The organism is Streptomyces sp. NPDC055966 (assembly GCF_042269865.1).
Taxonomy (GTDB): domain Bacteria; phylum Actinomycetota; class Actinomycetes; order Streptomycetales; family Streptomycetaceae; genus Streptomyces.
This window is the reverse complement of record NZ_JBHJYK010000020.1, coordinates 46,235-72,050: the sequence shown is the minus strand read 5'-3', so window position 1 is coordinate 72,050 and position 25,816 is coordinate 46,235. Positions and strand designations below refer to the sequence as shown.

Below are 25,816 nucleotides of genomic sequence, written 5' to 3'. Positions count from 1 at the left end.
CCGGGCCGGGCGGGATGATCGACCCTGGGGAGGTGATCTACTTGCCCGGGGCGCCGACCGGCTTGCCGTCGGGCGAGACGGCGTACCACGTGCCGCCCACGCCCTGACCGTTGGTGTCACCGGGGGCCTTGTCCCCGGAGAAGGTGTAGATCGGCCAGCAGTTGACGGTCATCTGCGGCGTGCCGTCGGGACGGGTGAAGCCCATCAGGCCCTTCTTCTTGACGCCCTGCGTGTCGTCGGCCTTGACCGGAGCGACGGCCGGCCACTTCACCAGGCAGGCACCGGTGCAGTTCGAGATGACCTTGGGCCAGGCCTTGTCCTTCAGGAAGCGGTAGACGGTCCTGCCGTTCTTGTCGACGATGATGTCGCCGAGCTTGGGATCCTTGCGCACGGACAGGCCCGGCAGGGCGGCCAGCGAGGCCTTCTTGCCGTTGGGGGCCAGCGCGAACCACTTGCCGCCCACGCCCTGACCGTTGACGTCACCGCCGTTGACGTCCTTCACGTAGCGGTACGCCGGCCAGCCGCCGATGGTGAGCTGCTTGGTGCCGTCGGCGCGGGTGACCGAGCCGAGCAGCGACTTGTCGACGCCGGCCCCGGCGCTGGCATCGCCGGCGGGCACCGGCGGCCAGGTGGTGGCGCAGTCACCGGCGCAGTTCGACTTGGGCGGGTTGGCCGTGTCCTTGTCGAACCGGTAGAGGGTGAGGCCGGAGCCGTCGGTCAGCACGTTGCCGAGGTCGGGGTTGGCGGCCACGGTGAGCTTGCCCGCCGGGGCGGCCGGGGTCGGGGAGGCGGAGCTCTGGTTGCCGTCGGCGCCGTACCCGTTGGCGGCCCCCGTGCCGACACCGGCGCCGGTGGTCGGGCTGCCCGCGGGCGCGGTGGCTCCGACGTTCTGGGCCGCGGAGGCCGGGGTGGTGCTGTTGTCCTGACCGCACGCCGTCGTCAACGCCAGCACCGAGACGGCTGTCGCCGCCAGTGAGACGGTCCGCCAGGAGGTCTTCATCGTCAACTCCCCATTTTCGCCTGGATGTTGCAGCGCCCTGACGCGCCGCCGCACGGCCATGGGTACGCACCGGAGGGGCGTGAGTGTTCAACGGTGCCGGGAATTTCTTTCCGGCACCTGTGTGCCACCGGCGCGCGCCGGCGCATGTTTCACGCCAACCGTGCGCTTCGGCGCGTCAAACCATTGATCATGAGATGTCCTCCCTTCGGATCAATCCCAAGGCACTACGGCGTACTTCCGGATTTCGCCCCTCATGATCGTCGTCGTGCATGGACCCGAAGTGACCCGATGCGCGCCCGCCGTAAGGGTGTTGGCCGTGTTGACGCTGGGCTGGACCCTGGTGGGGTGGCCGGCCGGCAGCGCGTCGGCCGACGCCTGCGCGTACGCCTCCACGGGGCCGGACGGCACGGTGGCGGTGGCGTGGGCCGGTGACGGCTCCCACTGGCCCGACCCGCCCTGCCCCACACAGCCCCCGCCCCCGTGCCCGCCGAAGCCCACCCCGACCCCGAAACCACCGCCGCCACCGCCGAAGCCGGCGCCGCGTCCGCGTCCGACGCCGAGACACTCCCCGAAGCCCGCCCCGAGGCCGCGGCCCCCGGCCCGGCCCGCGCCGCCGCCCCCGGCTCCCCCGGCTCCCCCGGCTCCCCGGCCGGTGCCGAAGCCCACGCCGCCGCCGGTGCCGAAGTCGGCACCCCGGCCCTTGGTGGCCCCGGTGCGCTATCCCGTGTACCACCCCCACCCCGTCCGCCACCCGGCGCCGAGCACCACCTCGCCGGTCACCTACGTCCTGCTCATCACCGTCCCCGCGATCGTCGCCGTCGCGGCCCTGCGCCCGCGCTGACGCGCCGGCCCGCTCACCCTTGGAGGTATCCGTTGCCGGATTGGCTTGTTCTCGTCCTCGCGATGCTGGGCGCCTGTGCCGTGGTGGTGCTCGTCACCTTCGTGCGCAACAGGCGGGCTCCCGAGGACGAGGACCCCAGCGAGACCCCGGACGTCATCGAGTACATGACGATGTGGATCGGCGTCGTGTACGCCATCGTCCTGGGCCTCGCCATCGCGGGCGTGTGGGAGGCCCGCAGTTCCGCCGGTGACTACGTGCAGAACGAGGCCCAGGCGCTGCACGAGATCTCGGAGCGGGTCCGGGTCTATCCGCCGGACGTGCGGGACCGGATCCGCAACGACGTCGACGCCTACGTCTCCTACGTCGTCGACCACGAGTGGAAGACGATGGCGGACGACGAGCGGGTCACCGACCGCGGTTCCGCGCTGCTCCAGAAGGTGCGCCAGGACGTCACCGACTACAAGCCGAGGAACGACTTCGAGGCGCAGGCCTACCAGCCGCTGCTGGACCAGATGACCGCGGCCGACCAGGCCCGCAACGCCCGCTCCGACTCCACCGGGGCCACCATGCCGTCGGTGGTGTGGTGGGGGCTGCTCGTCGGCGGGCTGGTCACCGTCGGCATGGTGTTCGCGCTCCAGATCCGGCGCACCGCGCGCGAACTGGCACTGGCCGGGCTGTTCTCCGCGACCATCGCCTTCATGCTGTTCCTCATCTGGGACTTCGACGCCCCCTACAGCCGGGGCATCGCGGTGACCGCGGAACCGTTCACGAACCTGTTCCCGGGCCTGCCCAAATAGTCACCGGACGGCGCACACCCGTGCCGCAGGCGCATTTCTGCGACCGCACGGGGGTGCGCCACCGGCCGGTGGCGCCCCGTCCAGGGCCGTTCGTCAGCTCGGGTCGGGTGAGGTGTGCCGGTGGCCGCTGAGCAGCGTGATGCGGGCGGTGCCGGGCTGTCGCGGGTCGAACGCGGCAGGCGTGGGCCGGCCGTGTTCCGCCGCGAGGTCGGCCAATTCGCGCGTGGTGGCGGTCCAGCCGTGCGCGGCCAGCCGGGCGAGGGGGTCCACGGTGCTCTCGTTGCGCCACAGCGCGGCGAGCGTGTGCAGGGTGTCGGTCCCGGTGGTGGCGTCGAGCGCCGTGCGGGTGTTGCCGGTGTGGAACATCGCCCGGCTGCCGTACTCGACCGCTATGCGGCTGGCGGGCGCGCTGAGGGCGCCGAGCCGCGCGAGAAGGCCGTCGCCCTCCTCCTCGGTGAGGTAGACCATGATGCCCTCGACCAGCCAGGCGGTCGGCAGCCCGGGGTCGAAGCCGTGCTCCCGCAGGGCGCCGGGCCAGTCGTCGCGCAGATCGCAGGTCACCGGGATCCGCTCGCTGCCGAAGAGCGGGACCCGGCCGGTGATGATCTTGTCCTTGAAGGTGAGGACGTCGGCCCGGTCGATCTCGAAGACCCGCACGGGTGCCGGCCAGTCCAGGCGGAACGCCCTGGCGTCCAGACCGGCCGCGAGGACGACGACCTGACGACAGCCGGCGGCGACCGCCTCGCGGAGCCAGTCGTCGAAGTAGCGCGTGCGCAGGGCGAAGTAGTCCCCCATGGCCTGGCGCAGCAGTTCGCCGCGCGGGCCGGACCACGCCGCGAGTGCGCCGCCCGCGGCCACGGCGACCTGGACCGCGACCGGGTCCTGGAACAGCCGGTCGGGACGGCCGCTCTCGGCGGCGCGCGCCGCCGCCACCGCCAGTGCGGTGGAGCCGACGGCCGTCAGTTCGGCGCCGCCGACGGTGGTGGCGACGCGGGCGGAGCCCGAGCCCACCGCGGAGCCCGGGCCGGCCGTCGGGACCTGTGCGCCGGACCGCCACGCGGCACGGGCCGCCTCGCGGTCGAAGGGCACGCCGCGGCGCCAGACGCGCCGCACGGCCCGGGTGGCGGTGATGTCGTTGGTCGCGTCGCCCTCGACCAGCACCAGATCCGCCCGCAGCCCCGGGGCGATGCGTCCGCGGTCGGACAGCCCGAAGAGACGGGCGGGCGTCGCGGTCGCGGCCCGCAGCGCCTCGACGGGACTGAGTCCGGCCGCGACCAGGAGTTCGAGTTCGCGGTGGAGTGCCACGCCGTGCACCACCGGACAGGCCCGGCCCGGCGCGTTGTTGGCATCGCTCCCCGCCACCAGCCGCACGCCGGACGCGTGGAGCCGGCGGGTGGACTCCAGTGCGTTCCCGAAGTCCAGCTCCGGCGACGGTACGGTCACGCAGAGCCCCTCGGTGCCGCCGGTGAGCGCGGCGAGGGCGTCCGCGGGCAGGCGGCCGGCGATGCGCGTGTCGGCGGCGAGGGCCCGGCCTCCGGGGGCGCCGCAGGACATCTCCATCATCGCGAGGGTGGGGATGAAGAACCGGCCTTCGGCGGCGGCCCGGTACACCACCTCCTGCGGCAGCGGTGCCGTCGGCGGGACGTGGGTGACCGCGTCCACGCCGGCCTCCAGCGCGGTCCGCACCGTCGCGACGTCGGCCACGTGCGCGACGGTCGGCAGGCCCGCCGACCGCGCCGCGTCGGCCACCGCCGCCACGGTGACCGGGTCCAGTGCCGGGAGGTCGGCGCCGTGGTGGCAACCGTCGTCGAGCATCAGCTTGATGACGTGGGCGCCCTCCTTCTGACGCAGCCTCACCTGGTCCCCGGCGGCCGCCGGGCCGTCGAGCGTGGGCAGGAACGGCATCGTCGCCGCCGGGTGGCCGCCGGGCGCGCAGATCACGGTTCCGGCGCTGCGCAGATCGGCGAGGTCGTCGCGGTGCGCGGCCGTGTCGCAGAGCCAGCCGGTCAGGTCGGCCGGGAAGCTGAACAGGTCGACCTCGGTGGTGACACCGAACGTCAGCGCCAGCCGCAGGTTGTGCAGGGTTCCCATCACATGGGTGTGACCGTCGATCAGTCCCGGGAGCAGGGTGTGACCGGTGCCGTCGATCACCTCGTCCGCCCTCGCCGCGGCCGGGTCGGCGGCCGCCGTCGCGGTGGGCGTCACCGCGGCCACGCGCCCGGCGTCGACAAACACAGAGACGTCGTCCAGGACCCCCTCGCCGTCGAAGACGCGGGCGTGGTCGATACGGATCACGAGGGGAGCCTCCATCGTCGGCCCGGCGCGGGGGTACGGCAACTGGCGTGTCGGAGGCGGGTGTTGGCGCGGCTGCGCCGGGTGCCTCCACGGTCGAGGACACACCGGTCGGCACGAAAGCTCCAGGCTCGCCGCGGGGTTGTAGGAGTTCACCTAGGCGACCGGGGTCCGGCAACCCACGTGTGCCGGTTTGCCGTTCTCTGTTCGTGTGTTGCGCCGACAGCGATGAGGTGAGGTGCCGTGAAGCCGGGAAACGAGAGGTACGGACGGACGGCCGGCGGGCCGCGGTCACCGGACCGCGCGGCGGTCGTCGCCGGGCTGGGCGCGGCGGTGCCGCAGACCGTGGTCACCAACGACGACCTGGCCGGCGTGCTCGACACCGACGACGCGTGGATCCGCCGCCGCACCGGGATCCGACAGCGTCGCGCGATCGCGCCCGGGCAGGCCACGAGCGACCTCGCGGTCGAGGCGGCGCGGAACGCCCTCGCCTCGGCGGGAACGGCCGACGCGGGCGCGGTCGTCCTCGCCACCAGCACACCGGACCAGCTCTGCCCGGCGACCGCCCCGAACGTGGCGAGCCGGATCGGGCTGGGCCCGGTGCCCGCGTTCGACGTGCAGGCCGTGTGCACCGGCTTCGTGTACGCCCTGGCGTCCGGGGCCGGGCTCATCTCCCTGGGGGTCGTGGACAGCGTGCTGGTGATCGGCGCCGACACGTTCTCCACCATCCTCGACCCCGAGGACCGGGCGACCCGGGTGGTGTTCGGCGACGGTGCGGGCGCGGTGCTGCTGCGCGCCGGTTCCCGGACGGAGCCCGGTGCGCTGCTGGACTTCAGCCTGGGCAGCGACGGCTCGTCCGTGGACCTGATCGGGATGGGCGCCGGCGGATCGCGCCAGCGGTCCACGGGCCTGCCGGCCAAGGCGGAGGACACCTACTTCTCGATGCGGGGACAGGCCGTCTTCAAGCAGGCGGTGAGCCGGATGGCCGAGTCGGCGCAGGACATCGCCGCGCGGACCGGCTGGGCCGTGGAGGAGGTCGACTCCTTCGTGTTCCACCAGGCCAACTCCCGTATCCTGGCGGCGGTGGCCCGGCAGCTCGGCGTGCCCGTCGAGCGGTTCCGCACCAACATCGCCGACCTGGGGAACACGGTCGCCGCCTCGATCCCCCTCGCGCTCGCCGACGCCACCGCCGAGGGCGAACTGACACCCGGTCAGAAGGTGGTGCTGACCGGCTTCGGCGGCGGACTCACCTGGGGCTCGACCGCCGTCGTCTGGCCCGGTCTGGAGCCGTTGCGCACCGAACTTTCCACCGAAGCAGGCGACTTCCTCCCAAAATATAGGTGAACACCCACAGCCGTCGGGCGAGGGTTTTCGATGCGTCCCCGCCGCTGCCACCGTGGGAAATGGAATCGATCACCCAGCCGGAGGGAATCCGTGGTGTCGCTCAGCGCGGGATCCGAGCAAAGGTCTGAAGCATCGCCGGAAGCCGGGGGAAAGGCAAAGAATCTCCACTCCCTGACGACCGCCGGTTTCCAGGTCCCCGAATGGGCGGTGCTCGGCACCGACGTCTTCGCGGCATTCGCCCGGCGCAACGGACTGGAGGAGCGCCTCGCGAAACTCCTGACCGGCGACGGCCAGAACGGCGAGGAACGGACGGCGGCGGAGACGGCCGCGGAGATCGCCGCTCTCATCACGGACGCCCCGCCGGACGAGGCCGTCACCGACGCCGTCCGGCGGGCCTACGAGCACGTCGGCGGCGGCCCGGTGGCGGTCCGCTCGTCGGGCGCGGAGGAGGACGGCGCCGAGCACTCCTTCGCCGGCCAGTTCGACAGTTTCCTCAACGTCCGCGGTCTCGACGACGTCGTCGCCCACGTCCGCCGCTGCTGGGCCTCCGGCTTCTCGGAGCGGTCCCTGCGCTACCGCGCGCAGCGCGGCCTCGCGCTGTCGGCGACGGGTGTCGCCGTCGTCGTGCAGCGCATGGTCCCGGCCGAGCGCAGTGGCGTCCTGTTCACCGTCGACCCCACGACCGGTGCCACCGACCGGTACCTGGTCAGCGCCGTCTACGGGCTGGGCGAGGGGCTGGTCTCCGGCGCCGTCGACGCCGACACGGTCGCCCTGGACGCCGTCACCGGCGAGCGGCTGCACACCGTCGTCGGCGAGAAGCGGGAGAGCTACGGCGCCGGTGCCGGCCCCGGCTGCGAGGTGCGGCCCGTCGCCGCGGCGGACCGGGAGGTCCTGGCCCTGAGCGACGAGGACCTGACCCGGCTGCACGGCCTCGGCGTCCGGGTGGCCGAGCACTACGGCACGCCGCAGGACATCGAGTGGGCGATCGCCGACGGCGAGGTCTGGATCCTGCAGAGCCGCCCCGTCACCGGCCCGCTCGCCGGCCCCACCGACCGGCGCGCCCCGGCGTCCGCCGGGGAGCCGCGGGGCGAGCTGCGCATCTGGGACAACTCCAACATCATCGAGAGCTTCAGCGGCGTCGTCTCCCCCCTCACCTACAGCTTCGCGGCCGACACCTACGCCAAGGTCTACGAGAGCTACGCCCGTGCCCTCGCCGTCCCCCCGGCCCAATTACGGGAAGTCCAGGAATGGACCCCGCACCTGCTCGGCTATTTCCACGGCCGGGTCTACTACAACCTTCTGCACTGGTACCGCATGGTGCGGCTGGCGCCCCTTTACCCGCTGAACCGGCGCGTTCTGGAGAGGTCCCTCGGAGTCGAGGAAAACATTTCCGACGAGCTGGCCGGAACACTTCACCCGTTCACTCCCCGACCCGGCCTGCGCGGCCGTGTCAGCCGCGCGTACCGCACCGCCGTCTTCGCCCGCAGATTCCTCACCATGAGGAAATCCGTGGACACGTTCCACCGGGATTTCTACCGGTCCTACGAGGTCTTCGACAACGTCGACCACGACGCGCTGCCGGGCGAGGAGACGTACCGGCGCTTCCGCCGCCTGCAGCGCGAGCTGATCGAGAAGTGGGGGCCGATGCAGGCCCTCGACGCCGCCATCCTGCTCTCCGTCGGGCTGCTGGCCCTGCTCACCCGCCGCTGGCTGCCCGACGCCCCGGAATGGTTCGTCTGGGCCGCCGCCGGTCCCGGTGAGGGACTGGAGTCGGCCGAACCGGTGTGGGCGCTGGCCGAGTTGGGCAAGCGCGTCGCGGCCGACGACGAGGTACGCGCCCTGCTGGAGCGCACCTCCGACGACGAGGTGTACCAGGCGCTGCGCGACGGAGACCACGGCGAGGTGCTGGCCGCGGTCGACGCGTACATCGCCGCCTACGGCTACCGCAGCCCCGACGAGCTCAAGCTGGAGGTCCCGGATCTGCACGAGGACCCGGCCGGGCTCTTCACCCTGCTGCGCGGCGCACTGCCCGGCTCCGGCGCGGCGCCGCGCCGGGGCGAGGACGCCGACTCCTACCTCGCCGAGCGGCTGCGCGGCCCCCGCCGATGGGTCTACGAGATCGTCCGGCGCAAGGCCCGCGCCTCGCTCGCGGACCGCGAGCGGCTGCGCTTCTGCCGCACCCGGGCCTTCGGCGCGGCCAAGCGGATGCTCCGCGCCATGGGCCGTGACCTGGCGCGCAGCGGTGCGATCGAGGCGTGGGACGACGTGTTCCTGCTTCGTCTGGAGGAAGTGCACGGCGCCTACGAGGGAATGATCGCCCACACGGAGCTGACGGACCTGGTGGCCGTGCGCCGCGCGCGGCTGGCCGCCGACGCCGCGCTGCACGCGCCCTCCCGGTTCACCACGCACGGCGCCCCCTACTGGTCCGGCAATCTCGAACGGGCCGGCTGGTCCGCCACCGCCGCCCGCACCGGAGCCCGGGAACTGCGCGGCACCCCCTCCTGCCCCGGCGTCGCCGAGGGCCTCGCGGTGGTCACCGACGCCCCGCGCGACATCGGCGGCGGCATCCTGCTGGCCTATCGCACCGACCCCGGCTGGGTGACCGCGCTGCCCTCGGCGTCCGCCCTGGTCATCGAGCGCGGCAGCCCGCTCACCCATGTCGCCGTGGTGGCACGGGAGTTGGGCATCCCCACCGTCGTACAGGTCAGGAACGTGACCACCGAGATCCGCAGCGGCACCCGGCTGCGCGTCGACGGCGCCGCCGGCACGGTCACCGTGCTGGCCGACCCGCCCGCCGACACCACGCCCACGTCGTGAAGCACGGAGCTTCGCAGGACGGAGACACCGCACCATGATCCTCACCGAGGAGCAGTTACAGGGACTGCTCGACACATCGCTCGCCACGCTGCCTCCCGGCCCCGACTGGGCCGTCGTCCTGGAGGGCTCCATCGCCGAGGGCTTCGGCAACCCTTCCTCCGACATCGACTTCCTGCTCGTCGGCCGGGACGAGGCGCAGCTGCCGACCATGCCGTCGCTGCTGTTCGTGGACGGCCGCCGGGTCGAGATCCGCACCCGGTCGGTGCGTCAGCTCGCCGACCAGTTCGCGTCCCTCGAAGCGGGCGCCGGGCGGCCCGGCCGGCTCTCCGAAGACCTCCTCAACCGCTGCCAGCGCTTCCTGGGCAGCCACCCGTTGCGCGGCCACGCCCTGGTCGCCGAGGTCAAGGGCCTGCTCCGCGTCGAGCGGTTCCGGGAGATCGCCGGCGCCTGGTGGGCGCACCGGGCCCGGCAGTCCCTGCGCCACGCGATGGCGCTCGACTGCCTCGACGAGAGCGCCGAGGCGGCCGACTGGGCCCGGGCCGGCCTGGTCCAGGCCGTCAAGTCCTGGGCGGCCGGCCGGGGCGAGACCTACCTCGAACCCAAGTGGCTCTCCCTGCAGCTCGAAAGGGCCGGCCGGCCGGACGTCCGCGACCGCTACTGGGCCCTGGACGCGGCGGCCGGCGCTGCCGAGGGCGACCCCACCGCCGTGCACGCGTACCTCGCCGAGTGCCTCGCCTTCGCGGCCGAACTGGGCGTCGGCGGCGTGCCGTTGCGCCCCGAGCGGCTCACGGTCGAACGCGCGGCCCGGGTGACCAGCTGGCAGACCGGCGAGCGGGTCCACGTCATCCGCGACCGGCGCGACGTCTTCGCGCTCGGCGACCGGGCCGGCGCGGTCTGGCGGTCGCTGGTCCTGGGCAGGCCGCTGCCCGACGTACGGGCCGCCGCGCGGGCGACCGGCATCGCGGACTGCGGCCCGCTGCTCGCCGCCTTCCTGCGCTACGGACTGATCCGGCTGGCCTGGAAGGGCGCCGGCACCGTCACCCCGAGCCTGCCGCTGGCCGCCCCGCCCGGCCCGGTGACCCCGCCCCCGCACTCCGCCGCCCCGCTGCTCTCCGTGCACGGCGCGGCCGTCAGCGGACCGGACGGCGTCGATCTGGTCCCGCTGCCCGCCGAGCGCTTCGCCGCGGCGACGATGGCCCTGGTGTGGTCCAACGTCGTGGTGGAGAACGCCCGCGAGGACCTGCGCGGCGCACTGCAGCGCGGGCAGTGGAAGGTCGCCGAACTGACCGCCCGGCGCGCCGTCCACGCCGCGCTGCGCGGCCTGTTCAGCGCCTACGGCGTCAACCCGCTGCCGGCCGACTCCGATCTGGTGCGCCGTCTGGCGCTGCTGCCGCCGGCCACCCGGCCGCTTGCCGGCCGCGCGGCGCAGTTGCTGGGCCGCACCGTCACCGCAGCCGAGGAGGGCTCGCGGCTCGGCGCCGAACTCGGCGACTTCGTCCGCCTGGTGCGGGACACGGCCGGTGCCGATGCCTTCCCCTCGTCCTTCGACTCCGCGGACACCTGGCGGGCCACGCTGGAGCTCGGCTACGACTGGCTGCGGATCGGCACCTACCTCGACGCGGAACTGCCCCTGGAGGAGGCCCGCGACCTGGTCGCCAGCAACGGTGCCCAGCCCCACCACGCCGCCTGATGCCACCACGTGTGAAGGACCGACCGATGGCCGACCCGACGACCGTACTTGTCACCGGAGCGAGCGGACTGGTGGGAGCCGAGGTGACCGCGCGGCTCACCGCCGCGGGCCACCGTGTGCTGGCCGTGCTCCACAGCAACGGCGACATCGTCCGCAACAACGGCAGGAGGCTCACCGCCCCGACGACCGCGCTGGAGCGGCTGTCCGGGGACGTCACCCGTCCCGGGCTCGGCCTGAGCGCCGAGGGCCTGCGGGCCGCGGCGCGGGCCGACCGCATCGTCCACTGCGCCGCCGTCACCGACTTCGGCCGGCCCGAACAGCTCTACCGGGACGTCAATGTGGCCGGCACCCGCAACGTGCTGGACCTCGCCCTCGGCCATGGGATTCCCCTGGTCCACGTCAGCACCGCCTATGTGTGCGGCGAACGCGACGGCACCGCCCGCGAGGAGGAACTCGACGTCGGACAGCGCCTCGGCAACGCCTACGAGCGCAGCAAGCTGGAGGCGGAGACCCTGGTGCGCAAAGCCGCCGTCGACGGGCTGCCGGTGGCGGTGGTCCGGCCCAGCATCGTCACCGGAGCCACCCGCACCGGCTGCGTCCGCGAGTTCAAGACCCTCTACCCGGTCGTCAAACTCATCACCCAGGGGCTGTCCCGCACCGTCCCGGGCCACTACGACGCGGCGCTCGACCTGGTGCCCGTGGACCACGTCGCCGACGTGGTCACCGAGGTGTGCGAACGCTTCGCACAGGCCCGCGGGCTCACCCTGCACGCCGTCGGACAGGCCGTCACCCTGCGGGAGTTCTCCGACGTGCTCGCCGAGTACCCCTCGTTCCGGGTGGCCAGGTTCGTCCCGCCGTCGTCCTTCTCCGCGGCGGCCCTGCCCGCCCGCGAGCGCGCCTACCACGAGCGGGTCATGTCGCTGTACGAAAGCTACTTCCGCCGCCGCGTCCGCTTCGACACCACGAACACCGCCGCCTTCAGCCGCCACCCGGTGCCCAGGGGCGGTCCGGCCTACCTGCGCCGCCTGCTCGACCACTGCCTCAGGGTCGGCTATCTCGGCGCGGCCCCACCCCGCCGCCCCGCACCCGCACCGACCGACGGGAGCACCCAGGCATGAGCCCCCAGCACACCCTCGCGCCCCAGCACACCGCGTCCGTCCACGGCATCGAGGTGTCGCCGCTGCTGGCCTGCGACCCCCGCAAGCGCCGCCTGTACGGCGCGGACACCTACTACCAGGAGAGCTTCGAGCAGCTCGACACCCTCACCGGCGACCTCACCGGTTTCACCCACCGCCACGCCGCGCTGCTGCTCAAGCCCGACGCCGTGGTCACCCGCAGGCTGCTGCCCGCCGTGGACTGGCTGGCCGACAACGGTTTTCGCATCGTCGCCGCCGAGACCACCCGGCTCACCCGCACCATGATCCGTTCGCTCTGGTTCTACCAGTGGAACCTCGCCACCCCCGAGCGCCGCAGACTCGCCCGGCTGTTCCTGCACAGCACCGACTCCCTGGTGCTGCTGGTCCGCTGCGAGCGCGACACCGACGTCCCCGCGTCCGTCCTGCTCACCGAGCTGAAGGGTCCCACCGACCCGGACGCCAGGACCCCGGGCCAGCTGCGCCACCTGCTCGGCCGCTACAGCTACCTGCTCAACCTGGTGCACACCCCGGACGAACCCGCGGACGTCCTGCGCGAGCTGGCCGTCCACTTCGACGACGAGCAGCGTGAGGAGATGTTCCGCTCCGCGCTCGCCGGAAAGGACCGCACCGCACGGGCCGTCGACCTCGCCGAGCTCCTCCACAGCCGCTGCGCGCCGCGCTCGCTCGACTTCGAACCGGCCCTGGCGCGCGTACGGTCCGCCGTCGCCGCCCACGCCGGGCCGCGCCCGGACGCCTCGCCGCGCGAACTGCTGGAGACGGCCTGGCGGGACGGCGTGGCCCTGGACCCGTGGGACACCGTCGTCGTCGGATCGAAGGTGCTGCCGATGCGGCAGCCCGGCCGGGCGCCCGTCCTGGACGGCGCCGACGCCGGCACCTGGCGCGCACACCTCGCCGGTCTGCGCACCCCCACACGCTGAGGAGCAAAGGCAAGCATGCGGATCGACCGGACCCTGCCCAAGGCCCTGGTGCACCGGGCGTCCATCGCCGAGGTCTTCCTGACCGACGCGCGGCGCCACGGCGAGGACGACCTGGTCCTCGCCGCCCAACTGCCCCGGCTGCACGCCTTCTACGACGACACGCTCGCCCCGCGCGCCGGGCACGATCCCCTGATGCTGCTGGAGGCGTGCAGGCAGGGCATCTTCGTCGTGGCCCACGAGTTCCTCGGCGTGCCCCTGGACCACAAGTTCCTGTTGCGGACCGTGGAGTTCGAGGTCCTCGAACCCGGGCCGCCGGCGCGGTGCGCGTTCCCCACCGACATGGTCATCGGCACCCGGATCGAGCGCCGTGCGCGGGGCAGGTCGGGCGTGACGGGCCTGCGGCTGCGCTTCCTGTGCACGGCCGACGGCCATGACGTCATGACGGCCGGCATCGAGTACTCCTGGCTGGCGCCGCGGCAGTGGGACAGGCTGCGCGCCGTGCGGCGCGCCGATCTGGAGCTGCCCGCCGTCCCGGTGGCGCCGCCGGTGCAGCGGATCCGGCCCGAGCTGGTGGATCGCGGGTCCGCGGCCAACGCCGTGATCTCCCCCGCCCGGGCCACCGCGGACGGCGGTCTCGCCGCCCGTCTGGTGCCCGACACCGCGCACCCGGTCATGTTCGACCACTGGGTCGACCACGTGCCCGGCATGCTGGAGCTGGAGGCCTGCCGGCAGCTGGCGGTCGTCGCCTCCGTGGCGGCCGGGACCCTGCCGACGCCCGCGGCGCGGCCGACGGCCCTGCACGCCCGGTTCCGTGCCTTCGGCGAACTGGACCTGCCCCTGGAGTGCCGCACGGGCCCCGTCCTGCCCGGCTCGGACACCGCGTGCACGCTGAGCCAGCGCGGCGCGCCCGTCGCCGACGCCCGGATCAGGCTGGCCGCCCCGGAGCGGGCGGAACCGGCGGGTGCTGGCGCCGGTCCGCGCGCTCTGGACCGCGGCGAGGGCTCCCGTCCGTGAGCGCGGTGGCCCTCCCCCTGGTCCCGGCCCGCCTGGGCCGTTTCGTTCTGCGCAGGTTCCGCCCACAGGTCTACGCCGCCTACGGCGTGCTGTGGGTGCTCGCACTGGAGGGCTCCGCGGTGGCCCTGGCGGGCACGGCCTGGCGCCCCACCGGCGCCACCGCCGTACGCGCCGTCAGTGTCGTGCTGACCCTGCTGTTCCTGCGGATGCTGGACGAGCAGAAGGACCTCGCCCACGACCGCGTGCACCACCCCGACCGGCCCCTCGTCACGGGCGCGATCAGCGCGGCGGAGCTGCGCGGTGCCATGGCCGCCGTCGCCGTCGTGGTGGTGGCGCTGAACGCGCTGCTCTCCCCGGTCGCCGCGTTCCTGGTCCTGCTGCCGCTCGGCTACGCGCTCCTGCTGCCCGTCGTGGAGCGCCTGTCCGCGCCGGTCCGGGAGGGACAACTGCTCAACCTGGCCGTCACCTATCCGGTGCAGGTGCTGGTCGGCGCCTACGTGTACCTCTCGCTCGCCGTGTCCGGGCCGGTGACCGCCGACTGGCGGGCGCTGCCGCTGCTGGGGCTGTGCGCCGGTGTCTTCCTGCACTTCGAGTTCGCCCGCAAGACCGCCTGGGAGTCGGTGCCGGACGACCGCCTCTACTCGTCGGCGCTGGGGCCCGTGGGCGGCGCGGCCGCCGCGCTGGCGCCGGTCGCCGTGGCCCTGCTGTGCGACGTGGTCCTCTTCCGGCCCGCCGGCGTGCTCGGTCTGCTGCCCTGTCTGGCGGCCCTGCTTCCCGTCGCCGCCGCACTCCGCTTCCTGACGGCCCGCCGCGGCACCTGGCCGCTGCCGCCCGCCATGGGCTACATCGTCGTCACCTATCTCGCCCTGGTGCTCCAGGCGGTGGTCCGGCCGTGACCGGTCTCAGCGGCGAGGAACTGCTCACCACCACGCGCACGGTACGGCGCGGTCTCGACCTGACGCGTCCGGTGGATCCCGCGGTCGTCGAGGACTGTCTGCGCATCGCCCTGCAAGCGCCCAACGGCAACAACCGCCAGCGCTGGCGGTGGCTGGTGCTCACCGACCCGCTGGTGCGCTCCCAGGTGGCCGACGTGTACCGGTCCGCCTTCTACGCCCGCAACGGCGCCGCGCTGCGGGAGCCGGACCACGTCCCGGACGCCACCCTGCGTGTGCTGACCGCCGCTCGCCACCTCGCCGACCGGCTGCACGAGGTGCCGGTGCTGGTGATCCCGTGCCTCCAGCTGGACTCCGAGGAACTGCCGTCCGGCAACCAGGCGGGCCTGTGGTCCTCGCTGCTGCCCGCCGCCTGGAACTACGCGCTGGCGGCCCGCAGCAGGGGGCTGGTCACCGCCTGGACCACCGTCCACCTGGACCGCGAGCGGCAGATCGCCGACCTGCTCGGCCTGCCCCGCACGGTCCACCAGGGTGCCCTGTTGCCCACCGCCCACCCGCTGCGCAGCACCTTCCGCCCGGGTCCCCGGCAGCCGCTGGAGCAGGTGCTGCACTACAACGGCTGGTCGGACACGGCAGCGCACGACGGGCTCACCACGGAGCCTCGCAGGACCTGATCAGAGCAGGGCCTCCAGCGCCAGGGCGGCCCGCGGCGCGCCACCGGCCTGCTCCATCACCCGGGACATGCGCCGCAGCCGGTCCCGCAGTTCGCGGTCGGCGGCCGTCCGGCGTACGGCGTCCAGCAGGGTGTCCGCGGTCATGTCGGCGGTGTCGAGGAGCGTGCCGAGCCCCAGCTCCACGGCCCGCCGCGACAGCACCCGGGTCTCCGGCACCAGCGGCACCAGCACCGGCGGGGTGCCCGCGGCCAGCGACTCCATCAGGCTGCCCAGGCCCGCGGCCGTGACGAACACCTCGGCCCGGCGCACCGCCGCCAGCTGCGGGATCCAGCGGTGGACCGACACGTTGGGGGGCAGCGGTCCCAGTTCCGCGGGGTCCGAGCCGTTGCCGACGGTGACCACCGCGTGCCACGGCTGCCCGGCGAAGGCGTCCACGCAGGTGCGGAAGAACGCGGGCTGGTTGTTGTAGAGGGTGCCCGTCGAGAGCACCACCAGCGGCAGCCCGTCCACGGGCGCGTCCCAGGTCTGCGCCAGGTACTCCCGGGACAGGCACGCCCCGACGAACGTCGTCTCCGCGCCGAAGGTCTCTCCGGCCGGCTGGAACTCCCGGGGCGCGTACACCAGGTTCCGCTCGGCGCGCCAGTCCACCAGCCGGCCGGGCGCCAGGTCGAGGCCGTGACCGGCCGCGAACTTCGCCTCGCGGCCGAGGAGTTCGACCACGGCCGGGTGGTCGCGGCCCACCCCGGAGAACTCCGCGATCGCGGCCATCTGCGCGTAGTGGTCGTTGGACGCCATCGACGGGGTGGACTCCACGGCGGGGCGGTCCCACAGCAGTCCCAGCGACCTCCCCGCCAAGGAGACGATCATGTCGTAGAAGACCAGGTCGGGCACGTCGTCGGCGAACAGCTCGCGGGCGAGTGCCACCAGGTTCTCGCTCTCCTGGAGGAACAGCACCGCCGACCAGGCCAGCATGTCCGGGGTCAGTTCCCTCAGCTGCCCCGGGCCGAGGGCCGGCGCCAGCAAAGAATCGTGGACCAGCGCGGTGGCGCCCGTCGCCCGCACGGCGGGTGCGAACGCCTCCGTGGTCAGGAAGCTGACGCGGTGTCCGCGCCGGACCAGTTCCTCGGTGACCGCCAGCTGGGGCCGCATGTGCCCGTGCGCCGGGATGCCGAGGACGAGAAGGTGACCGGTCATCTGTTCACCGCTCCCCTCGGGACAGGACCGGCACGGCAGCGGCCCCGCGGACGTTGCGGATAGGGCGCATCCGGGGTTCGCCGGCCGGTGCGAGGCGCGGCAGGCGCGCGAACAGGTGCCGCAGGGCGAGCTCGGTCTCCAGCCGGGCCAGCCCCGCCCCCAGGCAGTAGTGGATCCCGGCCGAGAAGGCCAGGTGGTCGCGCTTGTTGGGGCGGTGCAGGTCGAAGCGGTGCGGCTCCTCGAACACCGCGGGGTCCCGGTTGGCCGCGGCGACCACGATCACCAGCATCGCCCCGGCGGGCAGCGACACGCCGCCGAGCGTGACCGGTTCGAGGGCGATCCGCCCCAGCATCTGCACCGGTGCGTCGTAGCGCAGGAACTCCTCGACGGCCTCGCCGGCGAGCGCGAGGTCGTCCAGCAGGAGGTGCTTCTGCCCGGGATGGCGCAATAGCGCGACGGCCGCCCCGGAGATCGCGTTGACCGTGGTCTCGAAGCCGGCGAGCAGCAGGATCCCGACGAGAGCGACGAGCGTACGGCCGTCCAGCGGCTCGCCGTCGACCTCGCCGGCCACCAGCCGGCTGACCATGTCCTCGCCGGGGTCCCGGCGCCGCTCCTCCACGAGGGCGCTCAGGAACCGCGTCATCTCGCCCAGGGCACGCCGTACCTCCCGGCGCTCGCCCAGGGTGCGAATGCCGTCCAGGGTGTTGGCCAGGACCTGGCCCCACCGCACGAAGGCCGTGCGGTCGGCGTCCGGAAGGGCGAACAGGTCGCAGATCACCTCGATGGGAATCCGGCGGGCGAAGTCCGTCACGAGATCGAAGCGCTCCCGCCCCTCGACCCGGTCCAGTACGCGGTCCACCACCTTCTCGACGTCCCGGGTCAGTTCCTGCATCGCCCGCGGGGTGAACAGCGGGCTCGCCAGGCGCCGCAGTCGGGTGTGCTCGGGCGGGTTGAGGACCAGCATCGACTCGTCGAGCGGATGGACGTACCGCGCCTCCTCCCCGGACACGACCTGCCAGGGGATGCCGCCCGGACGCTCCGGCGCCGGTTTCACGCCCAGCCTCGGGTCGCGCAGGGCGGCCCGGCTGATCGCGTGGTCCGTGGTGATGTGCATCCCGAGCGGATGTCCGACCATCGCGCCCCGTGCCCGGATCCGCTCGTAGTCCGGATAGGGGTCCGCCGGCGCGCGGCGTCCCAGGACCCGCATCACCGGGTCCCCGCACAGCGCCAGCGCGCGCACCACGGAGCGTGTCGTGAGTGAGACGGCACCTGCCCGGATTTCGCTGCCCAGCCGCTCCGTACTGATCCTCATGGCCTCTCCGCATCCGCGGCGCGCGGACGGTCCGCCCGCATCCTCAGGCAAGGCACGCTACGAAGCCCCGCGTGCGCGGTCGAGGGCCCTGCCGCCGCACCTCCCCGAAACCCTGTATTTCCCTAGGAGTCGGCCGAGCCCCGGGCGAGGGCTCGAAAGGGCCCGGCAGGGCTCAGACAGGGCCTTCGCCTGTGACGGCACCCATAGGACGCAGATCACGTCCTATCGCGCCTCGTAGCGCCACACCCTCCCGAACAGCACAGAAAGCCCGCAAAAACATAAATACCGGACATATCTCCGAAGTAGGGTAGTACGTCACATCATTGCGCTCCGGCCCACGCCCCGCTAACCATTGCTGTCGTTGCTGGAAGCCACGAAACGGACCGGGCGAAGAGACACCGCACCCGCCCGCTCCGGCCCACAGCGCGGGGCCCCGCCCCTCCGACGACGACCCCCACTGGAGAGTTCCTTCCACATGGCCATCAACACCGCCCTCACCACCCGCCTGCGCACCCTCACCCTCACCGGCCTCACCGCCACCGGCATCGCGGCCGCCGCCGTCACCCTGATGCCCGCCAACGCGCACGCCGCCGACATGGCGCAGGCACCCGCCCGGGTGGCCAAGACCGCCTCCAGCAACCACACCGCCGGCACCAGCGGCAACCTCGACGGCTGGATCAAGCAGGCCCTCGGCATCATGAAGGCCAAGGGCATCCCGGGCAGCTACGACGGCCTCAAGCGCAACATCATGCGCGAGTCCGGCGGCAACCCCGCCGCCCAGAACAACTGGGACGTGAACGCACAGAAGGGCACCCCCTCCAAGGGCCTGCTCCAGGTCATCGACCCCACCTTCAACGCCTACCACGTCTCCGGCACCGCCCACAGCGTCACGGACCCGGTCGCCAACATCACCGCGGCCGCCAACTACGCCGCCCACCGCTACGGCTCCATCGACAACGTCAACTCCGCCTACTGATCCCGGAGTCGGACGACCGCAAGGCCGGTACGAGCAGCGACACCCGCTGCCGCACCGGCCTTCGCGCATGCGCAGGACCGCGGGCGTCACACCGGCTTCCACCGCCCGGAAGCGGCCTTCGGACCCCCGGAACACGCCCGCATGCCGAGAATGGTCCGTCCTGGTGAGACAACACGCCGGACCAAAAGCACACAATCAGATATTCCCGCAGGTCACGGACCGTCAGAAAAGTCCCGGAAACGGCAACTCGGATGGCGCACCGAAGGCCCCGCGGGCCACCCGTTCGCCGATCGCCCCGTCGTCCTCGGCCCGCGCGGGATTTAGCGTTTTCCCATACGCGACGCACGCGGCGGCGACCGCGGCGAGAAGGGAAGGCGAATGTCTGCGTCCGGTTGGTCCGAGCTTGCCGAAGAAGAGCAGCGGCGGCGTCGCCACGCCCCGTGGGGCGTGCTGGCGCTTGTTCTGCTGACCGGGCTGGCACTCGTCCGCAATGGTTCCGGAGACTTCGACGCCGGCCCGCCGCAGCCCGCTTCGGCGGCCGCCCCGGACACCCGCACCAGCACCGGCACGGGCGTCCGGGCCGCGCATGCGGCGCCGCTCCCGTTCTCCGGGGCGGACCGCGTGCGGATCCCCGCGATCCGGGTCGACGCGCCGGTGATGCCGGTCGGCCTGGACGCCGCCGGCTGGATCGGCGCGCCCCCGCCCGACGACGCCGGCCTCGCGGGCTGGTTCACCGGTGCCGCCTCCCCCGGCGAGAAGGGCACGGCCGTCATCGTCGGGCACGTCGACAACCGGCGCGGTCCCGCGGTGTTCTACGGACTCGGAACCCTCAGGAAGGGAAACCGGATCGACGTCCTGCGCAAGGACGGGAAGACCGCGGTGTTCGAGGTCTACGGCATCGAGGTGTTCCCGAAGGCCCATTTCCCCGGTGACCGGGTGTACGGCTCGAAGGGCACCGCGGAACTGCGCCTGATCACCTGCGGCGGCGGCTTCTCGAAGCGGCACGGCTACGACGGGAATCTCGTCGTCTTCGCCCGCCTGGTCGCGGTGGACTGACATCCACCACGGCCGGGCCGGCGCATCCCCGGGGACGGGCCGCGCACCCCTCACACGCGTCTGGCCGGCACGGTCAGGTGATATCCGGAGTCGAGGAGATGGGGCAGCCATTCGCGGATGGCGCGGACGGTCTGCGACCGGTCGCCCCCGGCGTCGTGGGAGAGCACCACGACCCCGGGGGCGGCGCCGCTCTCCACCCGGTCGACGATGGTGGAGGTGCCCGGCATCGTCCAGTCCGTGGTGTCCACGGTCCAGGCCATCGGCTCCATGCCCATCGCGGCGCCGAGCTGGAAGGCGGCCCGGTTCCAGGCGCCGTAGGGGGCCCGGAACCACTGGGGGCGTTCGCCGTAGGTGTCCTCGATGGCGTCGCTGGTGCTCGCCATCTCGTCGTGGATCTCCCTGCGGCTGAGGGCGGTCAGCAGCGGATGGGTCCAGGTGTGGTTGCCGACGACATGGCCCTCCTCGGCCATCCGGGCCACCAGTTCCCTGTTCTCGACGACGCACTCGCCGCACAGGAAGAACATGGCCCGCACGTCGTACTTGGCGAGGGTGTCCAGGATGTGCGGGGTGTAGTCCGGGTTGGGGCCGTCGTCGAAGGTCAGCATCATGTGCCGGCCGCGCCCGGAGATCCGGAGCACGGGCTCGGTGCGGACCTTCAGCCTGCGGGGTGAGGCGCGCGGCGGGCCGTAGCCGGTGAGCGGCTGGAGCCGGAAGGCGGAGGACTTGGGCACCTGACGGGCCTGCGGACCGGGGGCGGCGGCCGGCGGGGCGGTCTCCTCGTCGCCGCCCGCGAGGACGGCCCCGGCGGCACCCGCGGCCCCCAGCGCGGCGGCCCCGGCGAGGAGCATCCGGCGCCGCGTGAGCAACTGATCCTTCTGCATGAGTCATCAGTCGCCCCGCCGGACTCCGGCGCACCACAACGACACTGGTGCGGCGGCGGGAAAGCACCCGGTCGGCCGAGCACGGGAGCCGCTGTGGCCCCGCACGTAAGCGTCTGATAAGCAATCAGTCCACAGCAACTGCCATGACACACAGGGGGGCGAGCCGAGTTGGCCGCGCACGGGGGAACGACCGCGGGAAGTGCCGGGGGAACGAACGGGGCGCCGGACCGGGGAGCACGCGGCACACTGGCCGTGGTGCTGCTGGCCGTCGCGCAGATCCTGGTCGTCTTCGACACAACTGTCTTCGCGGTGGGGCTGCCGCTCATCCAGCACGACCGGGAGCTGTCGTTCTCCGGGCTGACCTGGCTGCTGTCCGCGTACAGCGTGTGCTTCGCCGCGCTGCCGGTGCTCGCGGGCGCGCTCGGCCGGGCGTTCGGGCACCGGCGGGTGCTGATGGGCGGGTTCGCGCTGTCGAGCCTCGCCGCGGCGGCGCCCGCGCTGTCCTCCGACGCCTCGGTGCTGCTCGCCTCGCGGGCGGTGCAGGGTGTCGCGGCGGCGGTCATCACGGCGGGCGCGCTCGCGCTGATCGACGCCACGCATCCCGAGGGCCGGGACCGGGACCGGGCGCTGAACGTGCACTTCGCGGTCGTCGCCTGCGCCACCCCGGCCGTGCTGCTGCCGTGCACCGTGCTGCTGGACACCGTCGACACGGAGAACACGGTCTTCTGGGTCCAGGCCGCGGCCGGGCTGGCGCTCCTGGTGCTGACCCCGGTGGCGCTGGCCGAGACGGCGCCCGCGCCCGCCGCCCGGGCCCGGTTGGCCGGTGCCGCGCTGGCCGTCGTGCCGCTGGGCTTCCTGGCCTGGTTCGCGGACTGGCTCGGCGGTCGCAGCGTGTCCGTCACGACGGTCGTCCTCATCGCCGTGGGCGCCGCGGTGCTGCCCTCCGTGCTGGGCCTCGCGTGGCGCGGCGAGCGGGTGCCGGCCCTGCTGTCCCGGGAGCGGGCCGCGTTCGGTGCCTACACCGTGGTGGCGCTGCTGGCGGCGAGCCTGGCCGGGGTCGTGCTCCTGCTCACGTTCGTCCTCCAACTGCTCGGCGGGCTCTCCCCGATGCGGGTCGGCTGGGCGCTGCTGCCCGCCGTGGCCGGGGTGGTCGCGGGCAGCGCGGTCCTGCCGCGCCTGGCCGCCCGTGTCGGTCTGGCGGGGACGGTGGCCGGGGCCTGTGCGGTGGCGGCCGTCGGGTTCGTGCTGCTGAGCCTGCCGGGCGCGGGCTACGGCTTCGGCGCGGTGCAACTGCCGCTGCTGCTGATCGCCTTCGGCTGCGGTGTGCTCGCCCTGCCGGCCGGTTTCGCGCGGTCGGGCAGCGGCGCGCTCCCCCGGGCGCTGAACTCCTCCCGGCAGCTCGGCGCCGGTCTCGGCACGTCCCTGTTCGCCGGCGTCATGACGGTCACCCTGCAGCACACGCCGGCCACCGGGCCGCACGGTCCGGCGGAGTACCGGGCCGCCCTCGCGACCGAGGTCCGGCACTGCTTCGGCCTCGGTACGGCGCTGTGTCTGGCCGCCGCGCTGGTCGCGCTGCTGGCCCTGCCCCTGCGCACCGCCCGCACGACGGACCCGGAGCCGGGCCTCAGCGGCGGCGCACCAGCGGGAACGGCAGGGTCTCCCGGATCGTCAGCCCCGTCAGGAACATGACGAGCCGGTCGACACCGAGGCCGAGGCCGCCGGTCGGGGGCATCGCGTACTCCAGGGCCTCCAGGAAGTCCTCGTCCAGCTCCATCGCCTCCGGATCGCCGCCGGCGGCCCGCAGCGACTGCTCGGTGAGCCGTCGGCGCTGCTCGACGGGGTCGGTCAACTCCGAGTAGGCGGTGCCGAGTTCGGTGCCGAAGGCGACGAGGTCCCAGCGCTCGGCGAGCCGCGGATCGGTGCGGTGCGGGCGGGTCAGCGGGGAGACGTCGGTCGGGAAGTCCTTGTAGAAGGTGGGCAGCCGGGTGCGTTCCTCGACGAGCCGCTCGTACATCTCCAGCACGACGTCGGCCGGGGTGTCGTCGGCGGTGTACGGCACCCCGGCGCGGTCGCACAGCCGGTGCAGCCGCAGCAGTTCGGTGCCGGGACCGATCTCCTCGCCCAGCGCCTCGGAGACCGCCCCGTACACGGTCTTGACCGGCCAGGCGCCGGAGATGTCGTACTCCCGGCCGTCCTTGCGGGCCACCGGGGAGCCGAGGGCGGCGCTCGCCGCGCCCTGGATCAGTTCGCGGGTGAGGTCGAGCATCACGGTGTAGTCGGCGTGCGCCTGGTAGGCCTCCAGCATCGTGAACTCGGGGTTGTGCTTGTAGGAGACGCCCTCGTTGCGGAAGGTGCGGCCCAGTTCGAAGACCTTCTCCAGGCCTCCGACGCACAGCCGTTTCAGATACAGCTCGGGGGCGATGCGCAGGTAGAGGTCGAGGTCGTAGGCGTTGATGTGGGTGGTGAAGGGGCGGGCGTTGGCGCCGCCGTGGATCTGCTGCAGCATCGGGGTCTCGACCTCGACGTAGCCGCGGTCCAGCAGGCCCTGGCGCAGCGCCTGTACGACGGCGGAGCGCACCCGGATCACCGTGCGCGCGGCGGGGCTGGTGGCGAGGTCGAGATAGCGGCGGCGGACCTTGGCCTCGGGGTCGGCGAGGCCGCGGCGTTTGTCGGGCAGCGGGCGCAGGCACTTGCCGGTGAGCTGCCAGGAGGTGACGAAGACGGTGGGCTCGCCCTTGTCGCTGCGGCCGGCCCGGCCGGTGACCGTGACGTGGTCGCCGATGTCGGCGTCGGCGGTGAAGCGGTCCAGCTCGGGCCCTGCCTCGCTGCGGCTGAGGGCGATCTGGTGGTCGCCGGACCAGTCGCGCAGCACCGCGAAGACGATGCCGCCGAAGTCGCGGACCAGCATGACCCGGCCGGCGACGGTGACGTCCTGGCCCTCGGGGACGTCGGCGAGGGCGTGGGTGGGGGCGGGGACGCCGACCGGGTAGGGATCGGTGCCGGCGGCGCGCAGCCGGTCGAGGGTGCGGCGGCGGACGCGGACCTGGTCGGGCAGGCCCGGGCCGCCCGCCAGGGCACCGGCGCGGTCCCCTTCTTCGAGGCCGAGCACCGTCAGGGGCGGCAGCCCCGCGGTGGTGGCGGGCCGCTGCCCGGCCCTCGGGTGCCCCTTTCCCCAGAGTTTGCGCAGCGACGGTACGGAGACGAACCCTTCGGCGATGCCGGAGGCGAGGCCGATGCGGGCGAGGGCGGCGGTGTCGCCGTAGCAGATGAAGCGCGGATACCACTCGGGGTGGTACTTGGCGTTGGAGCGGTAGAGGGCCTCCAGCTGCCACCAGCGGGAGAAGAACAACAGCAGGCGGCGCCAGAGCCGCAGGACGGGTCCGGCGCCGATGCGGGCGCCCTCCTCGAAGACGGAGCGGAAGACGGCGAAGTTCAGCGAGATCCGGCGCACGCCCAGCTTGGGGGCGGCGGCACACAGCTCGGCGACCATGAACTCCATGACCCCGTTGGGGGCGGCGCGGTCGCGGCGCATCAGGTCCAGGGAGATGCCGTCGCGTCCCCAGGGCACGAAGGAGAGCAGGGCGAGGAGCCGGCCGTCCTCGCAGAGGGCCTCCACGAGCAGGCAGTCGCCGTCGGCGGGGTCGCCGAGCCGGTCCAGGGCCATCGAGAAGCCGCGTTCGGTCTCGGTGTCGCGCCAGGCGTCGGCCTTGTCGACGATCTCCTCCATCTCCCGTTCGCCGAGGCTGGAGTGGCGGCGGATGCGGCAGGTCGCGCCGGTGCGGGCGACCCGGTGCGCGGCCTGCCGGGTGACCCGCATGTCGCGGCCGTCCAGGTCGAAGGAGGCGATGTGCACGATCGCCTCGTCGCCGAGCTGGAGGGCGCCGAGCCCGGCGCGGGCGTAGGCGCGGGCTCCGTCCTCCGAGGCGCCCATCACGGCGGGCGCCCAGGCGTAGCGGCGGGCGAGGTCGAGCCAGGCGGCGATGGCGTGCGGCCAGGCCTCCATGTCGCCGACGGGGTCGCCGCTGGCCAGGCACACCCCGGCCTCGACGCGGTAGGTGACGGCGGCCTTGCCGCTGGGCGAGAAGACGACGGCCTTGTCCCGGCGGGTGGCGAAGTAGCCGAGGGAGTCGCGCTCGCCGTAGAGCGCGAGGAGGGCGCGGATGCGGGCCTCCTCGTCCTCGTGCAGGGCGGCCTCCAGGCGCTGGGAGCGGAAGAGCGTGGCGGCGGCGTTGAGCAGGGCGAGGGCGCCGAACAGGCCGAGCACGAAGCTGACCTGGCGGGGCGGGCGGCCGGTGAAGGTGCCCTCGGAGACCAGTCCGCCGCACACCCGGTCGGCCGCCCAGGCCAGATGCTCGCTCGCCGGGAGCGTGCCCGGGAACAGCAGGACCAGGCCCCAGCCCAGCAGGGTCGCCACGACGAGGCCCGCCACCAGCACGCCGAGGGCCCGGCGTACGGCGGCGCGGCGGGAGGCGGCGTAGAACTCCGCGCGGGCCACGACGAGCAGGACCAGCAGCAGGGCGGACACCACCAGGGACAGCAGCGCGTCGGTGTACATGCCGACGCCCACGGCGAGCGCGTCGGTGAGGACGAGAAGGCCGAGGTACACGACGATCAGCCACCAGGCCACCTTCTTGCGGGCGGCGGTGGCACCGGCCAGCAGGAAGAGGAAGACGGCGTAGGCGAGGTTGGCGCTGATGGGCACCAGGAGCACCTCAAGGGCCTCCGCGACCGGGCGGAACAGGCGCCGCAGGGGCTCGATGAGCGCCAGCAGGGCGCACAGCAGGCCGACGGCGCCGAAGAGGGTCGCGAAGGCCTCGGGCACCCAGCCGAGGCGCCCGCCTGCGGGCGGGCGTACCGGCGCCGTGGGGTCCCTCTGTGCGGCGGGCTGCGCGCTCGCGGTCATGGTTCCGACTGTAGGAAGAGCCCGGGCGGATCGCCCGTCGAGAGCCCGCCCGTGTCCG

At 73.5% G+C, this 25,816-nt stretch carries 19 protein-coding genes; 13 read left to right on the top strand and 6 right to left on the bottom strand.

Annotation, left to right across the window (positions count from 1 at the left end; all coding sequences use genetic code 11):
• Positions 1–37: 37 nt before the first annotated feature.
• On the bottom strand, positions 38–1,000 hold the full coding sequence (locus tag ACFC8N_RS35185) for an SCO0930 family lipoprotein (protein ID WP_356033022.1): 963 nt from the start codon (positions 998–1,000) through the stop codon (positions 38–40).
• Between the two features lie 712 nt (positions 1,001–1,712).
• Between ACFC8N_RS35185 and ACFC8N_RS35180 the strand changes: the two genes are divergently transcribed.
• Entirely contained in the window at positions 1,713–1,841 is a 129-nt protein-coding gene (locus ACFC8N_RS35180; protein WP_356033025.1) for a hypothetical protein, read from the top strand.
• A gap of 32 nt (positions 1,842–1,873) precedes the next feature.
• Positions 1,874–2,638 (top strand): hypothetical protein, encoded by a 765-nt coding sequence (locus ACFC8N_RS35175; protein WP_356033027.1) that lies wholly within the window; start codon positions 1,874–1,876, stop codon positions 2,636–2,638.
• A 93-nt stretch (positions 2,639–2,731) separates the two neighbouring features.
• Here the strand turns inward: ACFC8N_RS35175 and ACFC8N_RS35170 are convergent, their stop codons facing one another.
• On the bottom strand, positions 2,732–4,933 hold the full coding sequence (locus tag ACFC8N_RS35170; protein ID WP_376292900.1) for an SAM-dependent methyltransferase: 2,202 nt from the start codon (positions 4,931–4,933) through the stop codon (positions 2,732–2,734).
• A gap of 240 nt (positions 4,934–5,173) precedes the next feature.
• On the opposite strand from ACFC8N_RS35170, the gene ACFC8N_RS35165 reads away from it, so the two are divergent.
• From ACFC8N_RS35165 to ACFC8N_RS35130, 8 genes are read left to right on the top strand one after another with little or no spacing between them, the layout of a single operon-like run.
• Positions 5,174–6,274, top strand: a complete 1,101-nt coding sequence (locus tag ACFC8N_RS35165) for a beta-ketoacyl-ACP synthase III (RefSeq protein WP_376292898.1) — start codon at positions 5,174–5,176, stop codon at positions 6,272–6,274.
• 30 nt (positions 6,275–6,304) lie between these two features.
• A complete protein-coding gene (locus ACFC8N_RS35160; RefSeq protein WP_376292896.1) occupies positions 6,305–9,091 on the top strand; it encodes a phosphoenolpyruvate synthase in 2,787 nt (928 codons plus the stop codon).
• Positions 9,092–9,125: 34 nt separating this feature from the next.
• Complete coding sequence (locus tag ACFC8N_RS35155) at positions 9,126–10,781, top strand: hypothetical protein (RefSeq protein ID WP_376292893.1); 1,656 nt, start codon at positions 9,126–9,128, stop codon at positions 10,779–10,781.
• 26 nt (positions 10,782–10,807) lie between these two features.
• Positions 10,808–11,899, top strand: coding sequence for an SDR family oxidoreductase (locus ACFC8N_RS35150; RefSeq protein WP_376292890.1), 1,092 nt, complete (start codon positions 10,808–10,810; stop codon positions 11,897–11,899).
• A complete protein-coding gene (locus tag ACFC8N_RS35145) occupies positions 11,896–12,855 on the top strand; it encodes a nucleoside-diphosphate kinase (protein ID WP_376292887.1) in 960 nt (319 codons plus the stop codon). The genes ACFC8N_RS35150 and ACFC8N_RS35145 overlap by 4 nt, the downstream gene beginning before the upstream one ends.
• Before the next feature lie 15 nt (positions 12,856–12,870).
• Positions 12,871–13,869 carry a ScbA/BarX family gamma-butyrolactone biosynthesis protein gene (locus ACFC8N_RS35140; protein WP_376292885.1) on the top strand — a complete coding sequence of 333 codons (999 nt, stop codon included), beginning with the start codon at positions 12,871–12,873 and terminating at the stop codon, positions 13,867–13,869.
• Positions 13,866–14,765, top strand: a complete 900-nt coding sequence (locus tag ACFC8N_RS35135) for a hypothetical protein (protein WP_376292884.1) — start codon at positions 13,866–13,868, stop codon at positions 14,763–14,765. The genes ACFC8N_RS35140 and ACFC8N_RS35135 overlap by 4 nt, the downstream gene beginning before the upstream one ends.
• Positions 14,762–15,436 (top strand): nitroreductase family protein, encoded by a 675-nt coding sequence (locus ACFC8N_RS35130; protein ID WP_376292881.1) that lies wholly within the window; start codon positions 14,762–14,764, stop codon positions 15,434–15,436. Before ACFC8N_RS35135 ends, ACFC8N_RS35130 begins: the two co-directional genes overlap by 4 nt.
• On the opposite strand, the gene ACFC8N_RS35125 is transcribed toward ACFC8N_RS35130, so the two are convergent.
• Positions 15,437–16,630, bottom strand: coding sequence for a macrolide family glycosyltransferase (locus ACFC8N_RS35125; RefSeq protein ID WP_376292878.1), 1,194 nt, complete (start codon positions 16,628–16,630; stop codon positions 15,437–15,439). It abuts the gene before it with no gap.
• A 4-nt stretch (positions 16,631–16,634) separates the two neighbouring features.
• Entirely contained in the window at positions 16,635–17,942 is a 1,308-nt protein-coding gene (locus ACFC8N_RS35120; RefSeq protein ID WP_376292875.1) for a cytochrome P450, read from the bottom strand.
• 475 nt (positions 17,943–18,417) lie between these two features.
• Between ACFC8N_RS35120 and ACFC8N_RS35115 the strand changes: the two genes are divergently transcribed.
• Entirely contained in the window at positions 18,418–18,918 is a 501-nt protein-coding gene (locus ACFC8N_RS35115) for a transglycosylase SLT domain-containing protein (RefSeq protein ID WP_376292872.1), read from the top strand.
• A 378-nt stretch (positions 18,919–19,296) separates the two neighbouring features.
• A complete protein-coding gene (locus ACFC8N_RS35110; protein ID WP_362819382.1) occupies positions 19,297–19,974 on the top strand; it encodes a class F sortase in 678 nt (225 codons plus the stop codon).
• 50 nt (positions 19,975–20,024) lie between these two features.
• Here the strand turns inward: ACFC8N_RS35110 and ACFC8N_RS35105 are convergent, their stop codons facing one another.
• Positions 20,025–20,855 (bottom strand): polysaccharide deacetylase family protein, encoded by an 831-nt coding sequence (locus ACFC8N_RS35105; RefSeq protein WP_362819381.1) that lies wholly within the window; start codon positions 20,853–20,855, stop codon positions 20,025–20,027.
• A 255-nt stretch (positions 20,856–21,110) separates the two neighbouring features.
• On the opposite strand from ACFC8N_RS35105, the gene ACFC8N_RS35100 reads away from it, so the two are divergent.
• Positions 21,111–22,544: an MFS transporter gene (locus ACFC8N_RS35100; protein WP_356033957.1), complete on the top strand. Its 1,434-nt coding sequence runs from the start codon at positions 21,111–21,113 to the stop codon at positions 22,542–22,544.
• Here ACFC8N_RS35100 and lysX read toward each other — a convergent pair.
• Complete coding sequence (gene lysX, locus ACFC8N_RS35095) at positions 22,480–25,758, bottom strand: bifunctional lysylphosphatidylglycerol synthetase/lysine--tRNA ligase LysX (RefSeq protein WP_376292867.1); 3,279 nt, start codon at positions 25,756–25,758, stop codon at positions 22,480–22,482. The two genes, ACFC8N_RS35100 and lysX, sit on opposite strands and share 65 nt — an antisense overlap.
• Positions 25,759–25,816 lie beyond the last annotated feature (58 nt).